We start from the raw sequence: 15,172 nt of genomic DNA on the forward strand, positions 1-15,172 counted from the left end.
TGGCTCAACCGACCGGGAACAGTGCAGCGGCAGCATAGTCCGCCAGCGTGCCGAGGCACTTGGTGCCAAGGTAGCCTAGCGGCGAAATCGCCAGTGTCGCCAGAACCAGCAGCACAGTGTGCGAGGTTTCGCCCGCGCCCTTCACCACATCAGCCGGTTCGTCGAAGTACATGACCTTGACGACCTTAAGGTAGTAGAACGCACCGATCACCGAAGCGGCGATACCGATGGCAGCGAGCACGATCATGTCAGCCTGAACCGCAGCCTGAAACACCACGAACTTGCCCCAGAAGCCGAACAGCGGCGGGATGCCGGCAAGGCTGAACATCACCAAAGCCATCGCCAGTGCAATCCACGGGCGGGTTTTGGAAAGGCCGGCAAGGTCCGAAATCGCCTCAACCTGATTGCCGTTCTCATCGCGCAGCAGCAGCACAGCCACGAAGCCCGCCACTGACATGGCAACGTAGATCGCGATGTAGACGAGCATGGCCGAAGCACCCGCCTTTGTAGCGGTGGCAAGGCCGATCAGGATGAAGCCGACGTTGTTGATCGACGAATAGGCCATCAGGCGCTTGATGTTGTTCTGGCCAATCGCCCCCAACGCGCCGATCACGATGGACAGCAGCGAAGCAAAGATCACCACTTGCTGCCATGCGTGCGGCTGGCTGCCGAACGCTTCGAAGCTGACGCGCATCAGCAGGCCGAGCGCAGACACCTTCGACGCCGTGGCGAAGAAGGTCGTCACCGGCGTGGGCGCGCCTTCATAAACGTCGGGCGTCCACATGTGGAACGGGGCGGCGCTGATCTTGAACGCCAGACCTGCCAGCATGAAAATCACGCCGAATGTCGCGCCGGTCGAAAGACCACCGCTGAGCGCAGCATTGATCCCGGCAAAACTGGTGGTGCCGGTAAAGCCGTAGGTCAGGCTCATGCCGAACAGCAGGATGCCCGAAGCGAGCGAGCCCAAAACGAAATACTTGAGGCCCGATTCCGCCGACCGTTCATCGGTGCGCAGCGATGATGCCATCACATAAGACGCAAGGCTGTTCAGTTCGAGACCGATGTAGAGCGCTAACAGATCGCCCGCAGACACCATCATGCCCATGCCGAGCGAGGCGAAGAGTATGAGCAGCGGAAACTCCGCGCGCATCGCCTTGGCCTTGTCAAAAAACGACTGCGCAACGATCAGCGTAACGCCTGCACTGGCATAGATCAGCAGCTTGGCGAAGGCGGCAAAGGCATCGGCGCGATGCTGCCCACCGAAGGCCGAAACGTCAGGCCCCATCATCTGCCCCCACAGCGTAGGCGCGGTGAGGAAAGCGCAGGCCGTCAGCACAGCGACCGAACCGATGGAGATAAGGCGCGAGGCCTTGTCACCACCCCAAGCGGCGACAAGCAGCAGCACCAGCCCCGATACCGAGATCAGAATTTCAGGCGCAGTGAGCGCGAGTGAACGGGCGAAGTCCATCAGTGTGCCCCCTCAGGCGCGGCATTGTGTTCAGAAGCGTGCCCCGATTCATGAGCAGCCATCGGCTTGCCGGCGGTCGGCTGCGCATCGCCCTTCGGCTTGGCCTGCGCCAGACGCGCGTCGAGCGCAGCGATGTCCTTGCGCATCGGCGCGATGAAGCTTTCAGGATAGACGCCCATCCACAGCACCACGGCAGCCAGCGGCACCATCATCGCCCACTCGCGCTTGTCGAGATCGGGCATGGCGGCGGCGTCAGCGTTCTTCTGTTCGCCATAGGCCACGCGGCGGTAGAGGTAGAGCATGTACGCTGCACCGAGGATGATCCCGGTGGTGCAGATCAGCGCAACCCAGCTCGAAATCTGGTAGATCCCCATCAGCGACAGGAATTCGCCCACAAAGCCGCTCGTGCCCGGAAGGCCAATCGACGCCATCGTGAACAGCAGGAAGAACACTGCGTAATAGGGCATGTTGATCGACAGGCCGCCGTAACGGCTAATCTCACGCGTGTGCAGGCGATCGTAGATCACGCCAACGCTGAGGAACAGCGCACCTGCCACAAGGCCGTGGCTGAGCATGATCAGCATAGATCCTTCGAGGCCCTGCTGGTTGAACGCGAACAGCCCGACCGTGACAATCGCCATATGCGCGACCGACGAATAGGCGATCAGCTTCTTCATGTCGGTCTGCACCAGCGCAATCAGCGAGGTGATGACCACGGCAGCCATCGACATGAAGAATACCAGCGGCGCGAACTGCGCCGAAGCTTCCGGGAACATCGGCAGCGAGAAGCGGATGAAGCCGTAGCCACCCATCTTCAGCAACACGCCCGCAAGGATCACCGAACCACCGGTAGGCGCCTGCACGTGCGCGTCGGGCAACCAGGTATGAACCGGCCACATTGGCATCTTCACCGCAAAGCTGGCAAAGAACGCAAGCCAGAGCCAGGTCTGGGCCTGAACCGGGAAGTTGTAGGCCATTAGCGTCGGGATGTCGGTCGTGCCCGCTTCGTTCACCATCCAGAACATCGCGATCAGCATCAGCACCGAGCCGAGCAGCGTGTAGAGGAAGAACTTGTAGCTGGCGTAGATGCGCTCAGCCCCGCCCCACACGCCGATGATCAGGTACATCGGGATCAGGCCGGCTTCGAACATGATGTAGAACAGGAACAGATCCTGCGCCGCGAACACGCCGATCATCAGCGTTTCCATCAGCAGGAACGCCGCGTAATATTCGCCCTGCCGCTTGTCGATAGACGTCCAGCTTGCGCCGATGCACACCGGCATCAGGAACACGGTGAGCGCGATCAGCAGCAGCGCAATGCCGTCAATACCCAGCTTCCAAGAAAAGCCCGCGAAAATCGCCGCGCTTTCGGTAAACTGCCACTGCGCGCCGCCGATGTCGTAATTCGCCCAGAGGATCACGCCGAGGACGAAATCGATCAGCGTGGCAACGAGCGCGACATTGCGCGCCTGTTCACGCGGCACGACAAGGCAGGCCACCGCCGCAACCAGCGGCACCAGCAGCATCAGCGAAAGAAGGGGGAAGCCGGTCCCAAGAAAACCGTTCATTGTGCGATCACCCAGCTGATCGCGCCGACAAGGCCGACGAGCATGACCAGCGCATAGCTATAGAGATACCCCGACTGGAGCTTGGCTGCGGCGCGGCTGCCCTGAGCCACGACCCATGCGGCACCGTTCGGGCCGAAGCGGTCAATGATGCCCTGATCGACAACCTTCCAGAACACCCGGCCCAGCCACATCGCGGGAACGACGAAGACGTAGTGGTAGAGTTCGTCGAAGTACCACTTGTTGAGCAGGAACTTGTAGAGGAACCCGAACTGGTCGACGAAGGCCGCCGGGAACTTCGTGTTCTTGATATAGGCATACCAGGCGATGAACAGGCCAGTCGCCATCACCGCGAACGGCGCCCACTTCACCCACGTCGGCACTTCGTGCATCGCATGGATCAGGTGTTCGTTGAAGACCAGCGAACCCTTCCAGAAGTGGCCCAGACCTTCGCTGACGAAGCTGTGGTGGAAGACAAAGCCTGCCAGTACCGCGCCGAGCGACAGAACACCCAGCGGCACGAGCATATTCAGTGGGCTTTCGTGCGGGTGATAGCCCGCCGTGCCGTCGCTATGCTCGTCATGGTGTGCGTGGCCATGATCGTCATGACCATGTGCATGGTCGTCATGCCCTTGGCCATGCGCATCGTGAACCGCGTGCTGGATATGCTCCGACTGCTCCCAGCGCGGCTTGCCGAAGAACGTCAGGAACACCAGACGCCACGAATAGAAGCTGGTCAGCAGTGCCGCGAAGATGCCCATGAAGAAGGCGAAGTGCCCCAATTCCGTGCCCTTGGCATAGGCCGCTTCAAGGATCGCATCCTTGGAATAGAAGCCCGCGAAGCCGAACACATCGACAATGCCGACACCGGTTATCGCCAGCGTGCCCATCATCATCGCCCAGTAGGTCAATGGGATCTGCTTCCGCAGGCCGCCGTAATACCGCATGTCCTGTTCGTGGTGCATGGCGTGGATTACCGAACCCGCGCCAAGGAACAGAAGCGCCTTGAAGAAAGCGTGCGTGAACAGGTGGAACATCGCCGCGCCATAGGCCGAAACGCCCGCCGCGAAGAACATGTAGCCCAACTGCGAACAGGTCGAATAGGCGATGACGCGCTTGATATCGGTCTGGGTGGTGCCAACGGTTGCCGCAAATATGCAGGTCATCGCACCGATGAACGTCACGAAGGCCAGCGCCGTGGGGCTGACTTCGAACATCGGTGAAAGGCGGCAGACCATGAAGACGCCTGCGGTAACCATCGTTGCCGCGTGGATCAGCGCCGAAACCGGAGTCGGGCCTTCCATTGCGTCGGGCAGCCAGGTGTGCAGGCCAAGCTGCGCCGATTTGCCCATCGCGCCGATGAACAGCAGGATGCACAGCACGGTCATCGTATCGAAGCGATGACCCAGAAACCCGATGGTCGAACCGGCCATACCCGGTGCCGCTTCCAGGATCGCCGGGATCGAAACGGTGCCGAACACCAGAAACGTGCCGAAGATGCCCATCATGAAACCAAGGTCGCCCACGCGGTTGACCACGAAGGCCTTCATTGCGGCAGCGTTCGCGCTCGGCTTGCGGAACCAGAAACCGATCAGCAGATAAGAGGCAAGACCCACGCCTTCCCAACCGAAGAACATCTGGACGAGGTTATCGGCGGTCACCAGCATGAGCATGGCGAAAGTGAAGAGCGAGAGATAGGCAAAGAAGCGCGGCTGATCCGGCTCCTCGCTCATATACCCCCACGAATAGAGGTGCACGAGCGCCGAGACGCTGGTGATCACGACGAGCATGACTGCCGTCAGCGTGTCGACCCGCAGCGCCCACGAAAAGTCAAGCGCGCCCGACTTTACCCAGTGCAGCACCGGCGTAACGCTCGCTTCGGCATGGCCGCCAAGGAACGACAGGAAGATCGGCCACGACAGTGCGCAGGAGATGAACAGCGCGCCGGTCGTCACGACCTTGGCGGGCACCGCCCCCATGCGCTTGTTGCCAAGCCCGGCAATGATCGCTGCCAGCAGTGGCAGGAATACGATGATCAGGATGGAAGACATCGGAAGTTCAGCCCTTCATCCGGTTGACGTCATCGACGGCAATCGTGCCGCGACCACGGAAGTAGATGACCAGAATGGCCAGCCCGATCGCAGCCTCGCCCGCAGCCACCGTCAGCACGAACATCGCGAACACCTGTCCGACCAGATCGTGCAGGAACGCGCTGAACGCGACGAGGTTGAGGTTCACCGAAAGCAGGATCAGTTCGATGGCCATCAGGATGATGATCACATTTTTCCGGTTCAGGAAGATGCCCAGCACGCCCAGCACGAACAGGGTCGAGCTGACGACGAGATAGTGTTCGATGCCGATCACAGTTGGACTCCCTTGCCCACTTCCGGCTGAAGATTGACGGTCGCCTCTTCAGGCCGACGCGCGTTTTGCTTCGCGATGCTCTGCCCGCGAACGCCAGTCCTCTGACGATGGGTCAGCACGATAGCACCAATCATCGCTACCAGCAGGACAATGCCCGCCGCTTCGAACAGGAACAGGTAGCGGCTGTAGAGCAGCGCGCCGATTGCTTCGATGTTCGAAGCGTCAGCCGCCTGCGCCGCAGACCCATCGGCTTTACCCAGCGCAACCGAACCGGCTCCGCGCACGATCAGCCCGACGAAGAGTTCGACGAACAGCACCACCGCCAGCGCCAATCCCAGCGGGAAGTTCTTCACGAACCCGGCGCGCAGTTCCGCAAAGTCGATGTCGAGCATCATGACCACGAACAGGAACAGCACCGCGACCGCGCCGACATAGACGATGACCAGCAGCATCGCGATGAACTCTGCGCCCACCAGCACCATCAGGCCGGCAGCGTTGAAGAATGCGAGGATCAACCAGAGCACCGAATGCACCGGATTGCGCGCAAGAATCGTCACCGCGCCGCTGAAAATGCAGAGCGTGGCGAAGAGATAGAAGGCAAACACGTGAATCATGAGCGCGGCCCCCTAGCGATACGGCGCATCGGCTTCAAGGTTCGCGGCAATCGCCCGCTCCCACTTGTCCCCGTTGGCGAGCAGCTTCGCCTTGTCGTAGAGCAGTTCTTCGCGCGTTTCGGTCGCGTATTCGAAGTTCGGCCCTTCGACCACGGCATCGACCGGGCAGGCTTCCTGGCAGAAGCCGCAGAAGATGCACTTGGTCATATCGATGTCGTAACGCGTGGTGCGACGGCTGCCGTCCTCGCGCGGTTCGGCCTCGATGGTGATAGCCTGTGCCGGGCAAACCGCCTCGCACAGCTTGCACGCGATGCAGCGCTCCTCGCCATTGGGATAACGGCGCAGCGCATGTTCACCACGGAAGCGCGGGGAAAGCGGGTTCTTCTCGAACGGGTAGTTGATCGTCGCCTTGGGCTTGAAGAGATACTTCAAGGTCAGCCAATGCGCCTTCACGAACTCCCAAAGGGTGAAGCTCTTGATGATTTGAGCGACGGTCATGCTGTGGCTTTCGTTTGCGGCGCGCAATTGCCCGCCAACTGTCGGTCACGTGCCAATTGCCAAATTCCTATGCCGACATCACGCGAAGCATCTGTGTGCACCACACGCCAGCGGATGGCGCCAAGCTCTTCGGTTGCTCCTGAAAACTCTTCATTGCCACCATACCCATCAAACGCCCCGCCAACTCGCGCTCCGATCGTGTGCAGAGAAGCCGGTGCAATCAACGAGGATTTGCTTTCCTCGCCTTTCCATACAAAGCGCAGAGAGAGAGGGCGAGCATTGGGTAGCCGTTTTCCTGCGGTCAAAACTTCCTCATAATTCGCTTCAGTCACTTCGTTGACGAAGCACGAAAAACTCGCGCCCTTGGACGCAGCGAGCCCAGGCATGTCATTGCCGTCGTACCTCGTAAACATGAGCCAGCCCGACACCAGAACCACGAACAGCAGCGATACGGGCAGGAAGACCTTCCAGCCCAGGCGCATCAGCTGGTCATAGCGATAGCGCGGGACGGTCGCCTTCACCCAGCTGAAGATGAAGAAGAAGAACAGGATCTTGAGCAGCAGCCACACGAAGCCCGGCACGAGGTAAAGCACTGGAATGTCGAGCGGCGGCAGGTATCCCCCCCAGAACAGCACGGCGTTCAGCGCGCACATGAGCAGCACGTTGGCGTATTCGCCAAGCCAGTAGAGCGCGAAGGCCATCGACGAATATTCGGTCTGATACCCGGCAACGAGTTCCGATTCCGCTTCGGTCAGGTCGAACGGCGCGCGCGCGGTTTCGGCCATGCCCGAGATCAGGAACATCACCCACATCGGGAACAGCAGCGGGTTCGCGACGAAGCCATTGATGATCCACACGTGGTCGCGCTGAGCCTCGACGATATCTCGCAGATTGAATGTCCCCGCCCACAGCACCACGCAGATCAGGATGAAGCCGATCGAGACTTCATAGGAGATCATCTGCGCCGAGGCGCGCATCGCCGAGAAGAACGGATACTTCGAGTTGGACGACCAGCCCGCGATCACCACGCCGTAAACACCGAGCGACGAGATCGCCAGAACGTAGAGCAGGCCGACGTTGATGTTGGCCAGCACCGCACCCGAATTGAACGGGATCACCGCCCAGGCCATCAGCGCGACGGTAAAGGTGATGATCGGCGCGATCAGGAAAAGGCCCTTGTTCGCCGCCGAAGGAATGATGGTTTCCTGCAGGAACACCTTTAGACCGTCCGCGAACGACTGCAGCAAGCCCAGCGGCCCGACCACGTTGGGACCACGGCGCAGCGCCATCGCCGCCCAGATCTTTCGGTCGGCATAGATGATCATGGCAACGCCCAGCATCAGCGGCAGCGCGATCAGCAGAATGCCAGCAATGGTGGAGATGCCAAAGGCCCACTCGTAGGAAAGGCCAAGACCCATGAAGAACTCGGTCATTCCGCAGCCTCCGCAAACGTCTCACCGTGGAGCAGTTCCGCCGAGCAGCGCTGCAGCGTCGGGCTCGACCGCGCAATGGCGTTGGTCAGGTAACGGTCCTTGATCGGGTAACCCGCAATCAAGCCTTCAGCCTTCCCGCCACCGGCAGGCAGCGCGCCGTAATCGACAAGGCCTTCAACGCCCAATGCCGGAACTTCGGCAACCATCGCCGCACGAAGCTGCTCAAAGCTGTCAAAGCCCACCGAAACGCCCAAAGCATCGGCCATCGCGCGCAGGATCGTCCAGTCCTCGCGGGCATCGCCGGGCGCGAACACGGCCTTTTCGGCATACTGCACGCGGCCTTCGGTATTGACGTAAGTCCCGTCCTTCTCGCTGAACGCAGCGGCAGGCAGGATCACATCAGCAGCGTGCGCCGCCTTGTCACCATGATGACCGATGTGGACGATCATGCTGTCTGCAAACCTGGTGAAATCCACCTCGTCCGCGCCGAGCGAAATGACCATCTTGGGCTTGGCCGCAACCAGATCGGCAATGCCACCCTTCTGCGCATAGCCCAGCATCAGCCCGCCCATGCGAGCAGCCGCCATGTGGACCACGTTGAAGCCGTTCCAGCCATCCCGAACAAGATTGAACTGCTCGGCAAAGGCCAGACCCGCGCCCAACGCGCCCTTGCCCAGCGCCGCACCGCCGATGATGATCGCGGGCTTCTGCGCCGCGCCGAACGCATCGCTGACGTCTGCAGGCAGGTTGCCCAGCACCGCCAGATCGTCACCCAGGAATGTCGCCGGATAGGTCGGATCCCACTGCGGGCCGACGATGAACACCTTGGCGCCCTTCTTCACAGCCTTGCGCAGGCGGGTGTTGAGCAGCGGCGCTTCATCGCGGATCATTGATCCCACGATCAGCACAGCGTCCGCATCCTCGATGCCAGCCAGCGTCGAGTTGAAGTTCACCGCCGCCATGTTCGAGAAGTCATAGGCAAGGCCCGTCTGACGCCCTTCAAGCAGTGTCGAACCCAGCGCGCCAGCCAGCTTCTTGGCTGCGAACATCGTTTCGCAATCGACCAGATCGCCCGCGACAACCGCTACGGCCGAACCCGGATTGATCTTCGCGACGGCTTCAAAAGCCTCAGCCCAAGTGGCCGCAACCAGCTTGCCATCGCGGCGCAGCCACGGCTTGTCCAGACGGCGGCGCGTCAGGCCATCGACCATGTAGCGCGCGCGGTCAGACAGCCATTCCTCGTTCACGTCATCGTTCACGCGCGGCAGGATGCGCAGCACTTCGCGGCCCCGGCTGTCGAGGCGGATGTTCGATCCGATCGCGTCCGATACGTCGATGGAAAGCGTCTTCTTCAGCTCCCACGGACGCGCTTCGAACGCATAGGGACGCGAAGTCAGCGCGCCGACCGGGCAGAGGTCGATCACGTTGGCCGAAAGCTCGTGCGCCGCAGCCTTTTCCAGGTAGGTGGAAATCTGCATCGTTTCGCCGCGATAGAGCGCGCCGATTTCGTCAACGCCTGCCACTTCCTCGCTGAACCGCACGCACCGGGTGCAGTGGATGCAGCGCGTCATCGTGGTCTTGATCAGCGGGCCCATGTACTTTTCGGTCACCGCACGCTTGTGCTCGTGATAGCGCGAAGCACCGCGTCCATAGGCCACCGACTGGTCCTGCAGGTCGCACTCGCCGCCCTGATCGCAGATCGGGCAGTCGAGCGGGTGGTTGATCAGGAGAAACTCCATCACCCCTTCGCGCGCCTTCTTGACCATCTCGGAATCCGTGCGGATCTCCTGGCCTTCAGTGGCCGGAAGCGCGCACGAAGCCTGCGGCTTGGGCGGTCCTGGCTTCACTTCGACGAGGCACATGCGGCAGTTGCCTGCAATGCTCAGCCGCTCGTGATAGCAGAAGCGCGGGATTTCCTTGCCGGCCAACTCGCACGCCTGCAGGACGGTTGCGCCTGCTGGAACTTCGAGTTCTATGCCGTCGACTTTGACCTTAGGCATTCAAAAGCCCTTCGCAAAAATCATCGTCGCCCCGGACTTGATCCGGGGCTTGGCTACGTTCTTCACCGCTGCGGGGAGACACGAGGCTACTGAAGAAAAGCCCGGCCCCGGCCTGCGCTGGGGCGACGGTAGCGGTAAGGGTGATGGTGTTCACTCTGCCGCCTCCCGCACGTTCTCGGCAATCCGGCGCTCAATCTCCGGGCGGAAGTGCTTGATCAGGCCTTGGATCGGCCAAGCGGCGGCGTCACCCAGCGCGCAGATGGTGTGCCCTTCGACCTGCTTGGTCACGTTGAACAGCATGTCGATTTCCTCGACCTCTGCATCACCCGTGCGCAGGCGTTCCATCACGCGCCACATCCAGCCAGTGCCTTCGCGGCACGGCGTGCACTGGCCGCAAGATTCGTGCTTGTAGAAGTACGACAGGCGGCTGATCGCGCGGACGATGTCGGTGGACTTGTCCATGACGATGACGGCGGCGGTGCCAAGGCCCGAGCCCAGCGCGCGCAGGCCATCGAAGTCCATCGGCGCGTCCCAGATTTCAGCGGCTGGAACCAGCGGAACCGACGAGCCGCCAGGGATCACGGCGAGCAGGTTGTCCTTGCCGCCACGGATGCCGCCACAGTGCTTCTCGATCAGCTCGCTGAACGGGATGCTCATCTCTTCTTCGACCACGCAGGGACGGTTCACGTGTCCGCTGATCTGAAAGAGCTTGGTGCCCTTGTTGTTCTCGCGCCCGAACGAGGAGAACCACGAAGCGCCGCGACGCAGGATTGTCGGCGCAACCGCGATCGATTCCACGTTGTTCACCGTGGTCGGGCAGCCATAAAGGCCCGCCCCTGCCGGAAACGGCGGCTTGAGGCGAGGTTGGCCCTTCTTGCCTTCAAGGCTTTCGATCATCGCGGTCTCTTCGCCGCAGATGTAGGCACCCGCGCCGCGATGGACGAAGACGTCGAAATCGTAGCCCGAGCCGGAAGCGTTCTTGCCGATCAGGCCGGCGTCATAAGCCTCCTGCACGGCGGCAAACAGCGTCTCGGCCTCGCGGATATATTCGCCGCGAATGTAGATGTAGGCGGCGCGCGCCCGCATCGCATAGCCAGCGATCAGCGCGCCCTCGATCAGCTTGTGCGGATCGTGGCGGATGATTTCGCGGTCCTTGCACGAACCCGGCTCGGATTCGTCGGCATTGATCACGAGGAAGCTGGGACGGCCGTCCTTGCTTTCCTTGGGCATGAACGACCACTTCATGCCGGTGGGGAAGCCCGCACCGCCACGGCCACGCAGGCCCGAAGCCTTGATTTCCTCGATGATCGCGTCCTGCCCGCGCTGCATCAGGGCCTTGGTATTGTCCCAGTCCCCACGCTGGCGCGCAGCGGCAAGGTTCCACGGCTGGAAACCGTAGACGTTGGTGAAGATGCGATCCTTGTCCTGAAGGGCCATCTTACCACTCCCCTCGATAGTCGTGGTTGGCATCGACCATCGCCGTCAGGTTGCTGAGCGCCCCCGCCGGTTCCACCGTGTGCCGGCCCGGAAGCTGTGTACCGGTCTTCGGCTGCTTGCCCGCGGCCAGCTCGTCAAGGATGCGCTCCATGTCGGCGGGGGTCAGGTCTTCGTAGTTGTCGTCGTTGATCTGGACCATCGGGGCCGACGCGCAGTTGCCCATGCATTCCACTTCGGTCAGCGTGAACATGCCGTCCGCCGTGGTGTGGCCCTTTTTCAGGCCCTTGCCCTTGCAGGCCGCCAAAATGTCGTCAGAGCCGCGCAACATGCACGGCGTGGTGCCGCAGACTTGCACGTGGAAACGGCCAATCGGCGCGATGTTGTACATGGTGTAGAATGTCGCCACCTCGACCACGCGGATAACAGGCATGTCGAGGTACTTGGCAATGTATTCCATCACCGGGATCGGCAGCCAGCCTTGCGTGTTCAGCTCCGCACCCACTTGGCGCTGCGCCAGGTCGAGCAGCGGCATCACCGCCGAACGCTGACGCCCTGCCGGATAACGCCCGACGATGACTTTGGCCTGTTCGGCATTCTCCGCCGTCCAAGCAAAGCCACCCCAGCGCGCGCGCAGTTCTGGGCTATCGGGTTCGATATAGCGATCAGCCATTGGTCCGCCCCCGCTTGAGCCAGAGATCCTGTGCGAAGTGGAACAGCTCGAACCCGCCGATAGCCGTGATCAGCATCGGCAGCGTTTCGGTCTGCTTCGCACCCATATAAAGGCCGCCGAAGTACCACGCGGCGAGCGCAAGGCCCGTCAGCATGGCCCAGAGGCGCATCAGATCAAACGTGGACTTCACCGGATAAACTCCACCCGAGAGCACTTGTCGCCCTCGAAAGAATAGACTGCGATCACGTCGAACGGATCGACCAGTGCCGAACCATCGGTGGCGGGGCCGCGCGTCACGTGCTCGCGCATCAGCACATAGTTGCCGATGGCCTGCGCCTCGACGATCTCGGCATGGTTCTGCGGCCAGCGCGCAAACGCGGCGGCAAGGCCGGAGCGCGTGCCTTCCTTGCCTTCGCGCACCACATCCCCACGATAGTTCGCCTCGCAGGCGTCGTCGGTCATGTACGAAACGTAGGTATCCACGTCCTGCGCGTTGTAGGCGGCGATCATCGCCTTGGCGGTTTCGAGATTGCTCACCGGTCACACTCCCCGAACACCACGTCGATGGCGCCGATGATCGCGGTTACATCGGGCAGCATGTGGCCGACGCTCATGAAGTCCATCGCCTGAAGGTGCGAGAACGCGGTCGGGCGGATCTTGCAGCGGTATGGCTTGTTGCTGCCGTCCGACACGAGATAGACGCCGAATTCGCCCTTAGGGCTTTCGGTCGCAACATAGACTTCGCCCGCCGGAACGTGGAAGCCTTCGGTGTAGAGCTTGAAGTGATGGATCAGCGCTTCCATCGACTGCTTCATCTCGCCGCGCTTCGGCGGGCCGACCTTGCGGTCGGTCGTCATGATCGGGCCTTCGGGCATCTCGGCAATGCACTGCTTGATGATGCGGGCCGACTGGCGCACTTCTTCCACGCGCACCATGAAACGATCATAGCAATCGCCATTTGTGCCGACGGGAACGGCGAAGTCCATGCGGTCGTACACGTCGTAGGGCTGGCTCTTGCGCAGATCCCACGGGATGCCCGAACCACGGATCATCGGGCCGGAAAAGCCCCAGCGCAGCGCGTCTTCCTTCGACACAACGGCGATATCGACGTTGCGCTGCTTGAAGATGCGGTTGTCGATCACAAGGCTCATCGCATCGTCGAACAGCGGGTGAAGGCGTTCGTCGATCCAGTCCGCTATGTCGGTCAGAAGCTTCAGCGGCACATCCTGATGCACGCCGCCGGGGCGGAACCATGCCGAGTGCATACGCGCACCCGATGCGCGTTCGAAGAAGTTGAGGCAGTCCTCGCGGATCTCGAACAGCCACAGGTTGGGCGTCATCGCGCCGACGTCCATCACATGCGAACCGAGGTTGAGCATGTGGTTGCAGATGCGCGTCAGCTCGGCAAACAGCACGCGCAGATACTGCGCCCGCAGCGGCACTTCCACGTTCAGCAGCTTTTCCACCGCCAGCACATAGGAATGCTCCATGCCGAGCGGCGAACAGTAGTCCAACCGATCAAAATAGGGCAGCGCCTGCAGATAGGTCTTGTGTTCGATCAGCTTTTCGGTGCCGCGATGCAGCAGGCCGACGTGCGGATCGACGCGCTCGATAATCTCGCCATCAAGCTCCATCACCATCCGCAACACGCCGTGCGCCGCCGGGTGCTGCGGTCCGAAGTTGATCGTGTAGTTGGTGATGACCTCGTCGCCAGTGGTCGGCGACTGCTCAAGCTGCAAGCTCATGCGCCATCTCCATCGGTCTTGGCAGGACGGTCGTCGGTCGGCTTGGGCGCGGCAGGCTCGTCCGCCTTGCTGGCAACGGGCGCATCGGCAACCGGCTTGGCCGCTTCGGCATTTGCCTTGGCGCCAGCGCCAGTATCGGCCGGCTTTTCGGTCGTCTTGGGTGTCGCCACCGGAGCCGGAGCAGGCGCCGCCTTCTCATCGCCCGGCAGCACGTAATCCGCGCCTTCCCACGGGCTCATGAAATCGAACTGCCGCAGATCCTGCGCAAGCTGCACCGGTTCATAGACCACGCGCTTGTCCTCTTCGGAATAGCGCAGTTCGACATAGCCCGTCAGCGGGAAGTCCTTGCGGAACGGGTGCCCTTGGAAACCATAATCGGTCAGGATACGGCGCAGATCGGTGTTGCCCGCAAACAGCACCCCATACATGTCGTAGACTTCGCGTTCGTACCAGCCAGCATTCGGCCACAGCGTCGTCACGGTCGGAACCGGCGTCGCTTCGTCGGTCGAAACCTTGACGATCACCCGATGGTTCTTCGTCACCGAGAGCAGGCAGTAGCAGACGTCGAAACGTTCCGCGCGCTCAGGGTAGTCAACGCCCGCGATGTCCATCAACTGCTGGTATTCGTGCGCATCGCGCAACAAACGCATCGCGTCTTCGGCGCGTTCACGCACGACCGTCAGCAGGATTTCGCCATGCTCTTCGTCGGCGCACACAACCATGTCGCCCAGCGCAGCGGCTAGCGCATCCTTCACGCCCTCGTTCGAGGACCAGCGCGGCGCGGAGTGGAGAACCGTCATCAGCCCTGCTCCCTCAACGCTCAATCGTGCCAGCGCGGCGGATCTTCCGCTGCAACTGCATCACGCCATAGAGCAGCGCTTCGGCGGTCGGCGGGCAACCGGGGACATAGATGTCCACCGGCACGATGCGATCGCACCCGCGCACTACCGAATAACTGTAGTGATAATAGCCACCGCCATTCGCACATGACCCCATCGAGATCACGTACTTCGGGTCAGACATCTGGTCATAGACCTTGCGCAGCGCCGGGGCCATCTTGTTGCACAGCGTGCCCGCCACGATCATCACGTCCGACTGGCGCGGGGAAGCGCGCGGGGCGACGCCAAAGCGCTCCATATCGTAACGCGGCATGTTCACGTGGATCATCTCGACCGCGCAGCAGGCAAGGCCGAAGGTCATCCACCACAGCGAACCGGTGCGCGCCCACTGGAACAATTCCTCGGTGCTGGTGACGAGGAAGCCCTTGTCATTCACCTCGGCATTGAGGCTGTCGAAAAACGCCTGATCGGGCGCGGCAACCGCACCCTGACCGCCAGAAACCTGGCCTGCGTTGATAAGGGGAGAAGTGGCCATGTTG

At 61.6% G+C, this 15,172-nt stretch carries 15 protein-coding genes and 1 pseudogene; all 16 read right to left on the reverse strand.

Going from position 1 to position 15,172, the window contains the following annotated elements; genetic code table 11:
• Positions 1-4 precede the first annotated feature (4 nt).
• The 16 genes and pseudogenes from nuoN to HGI47_RS04760 all read right to left on the reverse strand — a co-directional run bounded on the left by nuoN (position 5) and on the right by HGI47_RS04760 (position 15,168).
• Positions 5-1,468, reverse strand: a complete 1,464-nt coding sequence (gene nuoN, locus HGI47_RS04685; protein WP_168851619.1) for an NADH-quinone oxidoreductase subunit NuoN — start codon at positions 1,466-1,468, stop codon at positions 5-7.
• The gene (locus HGI47_RS04690; RefSeq protein ID WP_168851620.1) at positions 1,468-3,036 is read right to left on the reverse strand and encodes an NADH-quinone oxidoreductase subunit M; all 1,569 of its coding nucleotides are present in this window, start codon (positions 3,034-3,036) and stop codon (positions 1,468-1,470) included. The genes nuoN and HGI47_RS04690 overlap by 1 nt, the downstream gene beginning before the upstream one ends.
• Positions 3,033-5,084, reverse strand: a complete 2,052-nt coding sequence (nuoL, locus tag HGI47_RS04695) for an NADH-quinone oxidoreductase subunit L (RefSeq protein WP_168851621.1) — start codon at positions 5,082-5,084, stop codon at positions 3,033-3,035. The genes HGI47_RS04690 and nuoL overlap by 4 nt, the downstream gene beginning before the upstream one ends.
• Before the next feature lie 7 nt (positions 5,085-5,091).
• Positions 5,092-5,397 carry an NADH-quinone oxidoreductase subunit NuoK gene (nuoK, locus tag HGI47_RS04700; RefSeq protein ID WP_168851622.1) on the reverse strand — a complete coding sequence of 102 codons (306 nt, stop codon included), beginning with the start codon at positions 5,395-5,397 and terminating at the stop codon, positions 5,092-5,094.
• Positions 5,394-6,011 carry an NADH-quinone oxidoreductase subunit J gene (locus HGI47_RS04705; protein WP_168851623.1) on the reverse strand — a complete coding sequence of 206 codons (618 nt, stop codon included), beginning with the start codon at positions 6,009-6,011 and terminating at the stop codon, positions 5,394-5,396. The genes nuoK and HGI47_RS04705 overlap by 4 nt, the downstream gene beginning before the upstream one ends.
• A gap of 12 nt (positions 6,012-6,023) precedes the next feature.
• A complete protein-coding gene (nuoI, locus tag HGI47_RS04710) occupies positions 6,024-6,509 on the reverse strand; it encodes an NADH-quinone oxidoreductase subunit NuoI (RefSeq protein ID WP_168851624.1) in 486 nt (161 codons plus the stop codon).
• Positions 6,510-6,907: 398 nt separating this feature from the next.
• Positions 6,908-7,942: pseudogene (gene nuoH / locus HGI47_RS04715) on the reverse strand (NADH-quinone oxidoreductase subunit NuoH); the annotation flags it as partial.
• Positions 7,939-9,942 carry an NADH-quinone oxidoreductase subunit NuoG gene (gene nuoG / locus HGI47_RS04720; RefSeq protein WP_168851625.1) on the reverse strand — a complete coding sequence of 668 codons (2,004 nt, stop codon included), beginning with the start codon at positions 9,940-9,942 and terminating at the stop codon, positions 7,939-7,941. The pseudogene nuoH and the gene nuoG, both read right to left, overlap by 4 nt.
• Entirely contained in the window at positions 9,935-10,096 is a 162-nt protein-coding gene (locus tag HGI47_RS04725; protein ID WP_168851626.1) for a hypothetical protein, read from the reverse strand. The genes nuoG and HGI47_RS04725 overlap by 8 nt, the downstream gene beginning before the upstream one ends.
• Positions 10,093-11,379 carry an NADH-quinone oxidoreductase subunit NuoF gene (gene nuoF, locus HGI47_RS04730; RefSeq protein WP_168851627.1) on the reverse strand — a complete coding sequence of 429 codons (1,287 nt, stop codon included), beginning with the start codon at positions 11,377-11,379 and terminating at the stop codon, positions 10,093-10,095. The genes HGI47_RS04725 and nuoF overlap by 4 nt, the downstream gene beginning before the upstream one ends.
• Before the next feature lies 1 nt (position 11,380).
• Positions 11,381-12,049: an NAD(P)H-dependent oxidoreductase subunit E gene (locus HGI47_RS04735; protein WP_168851628.1), complete on the reverse strand. Its 669-nt coding sequence runs from the start codon at positions 12,047-12,049 to the stop codon at positions 11,381-11,383.
• The gene (locus HGI47_RS04740) at positions 12,042-12,239 is read right to left on the reverse strand and encodes a hypothetical protein (RefSeq protein ID WP_168851629.1); all 198 of its coding nucleotides are present in this window, start codon (positions 12,237-12,239) and stop codon (positions 12,042-12,044) included. The genes HGI47_RS04735 and HGI47_RS04740 overlap by 8 nt, the downstream gene beginning before the upstream one ends.
• Complete coding sequence (locus HGI47_RS04745) at positions 12,236-12,586, reverse strand: nuclear transport factor 2 family protein (protein ID WP_168851630.1); 351 nt, start codon at positions 12,584-12,586, stop codon at positions 12,236-12,238. Before HGI47_RS04745 ends, HGI47_RS04740 begins: the two co-directional genes overlap by 4 nt.
• Complete coding sequence (locus HGI47_RS04750) at positions 12,583-13,794, reverse strand: NADH-quinone oxidoreductase subunit D (protein ID WP_168851631.1); 1,212 nt, start codon at positions 13,792-13,794, stop codon at positions 12,583-12,585. Before HGI47_RS04750 ends, HGI47_RS04745 begins: the two co-directional genes overlap by 4 nt.
• Complete coding sequence (locus HGI47_RS04755; RefSeq protein WP_168851632.1) at positions 13,791-14,594, reverse strand: NADH-quinone oxidoreductase subunit C; 804 nt, start codon at positions 14,592-14,594, stop codon at positions 13,791-13,793. Before HGI47_RS04755 ends, HGI47_RS04750 begins: the two co-directional genes overlap by 4 nt.
• Before the next feature lie 13 nt (positions 14,595-14,607).
• The gene (locus HGI47_RS04760) at positions 14,608-15,168 is read right to left on the reverse strand and encodes an NADH-quinone oxidoreductase subunit B family protein (protein WP_206065996.1); all 561 of its coding nucleotides are present in this window, start codon (positions 15,166-15,168) and stop codon (positions 14,608-14,610) included.
• Positions 15,169-15,172: the final 4 nt, after the last annotated feature.

This window comes from Novosphingobium sp. ERN07, from assembly GCF_012641335.1.
Lineage (GTDB): Bacteria > Pseudomonadota > Alphaproteobacteria > Sphingomonadales > Sphingomonadaceae > Novosphingobium.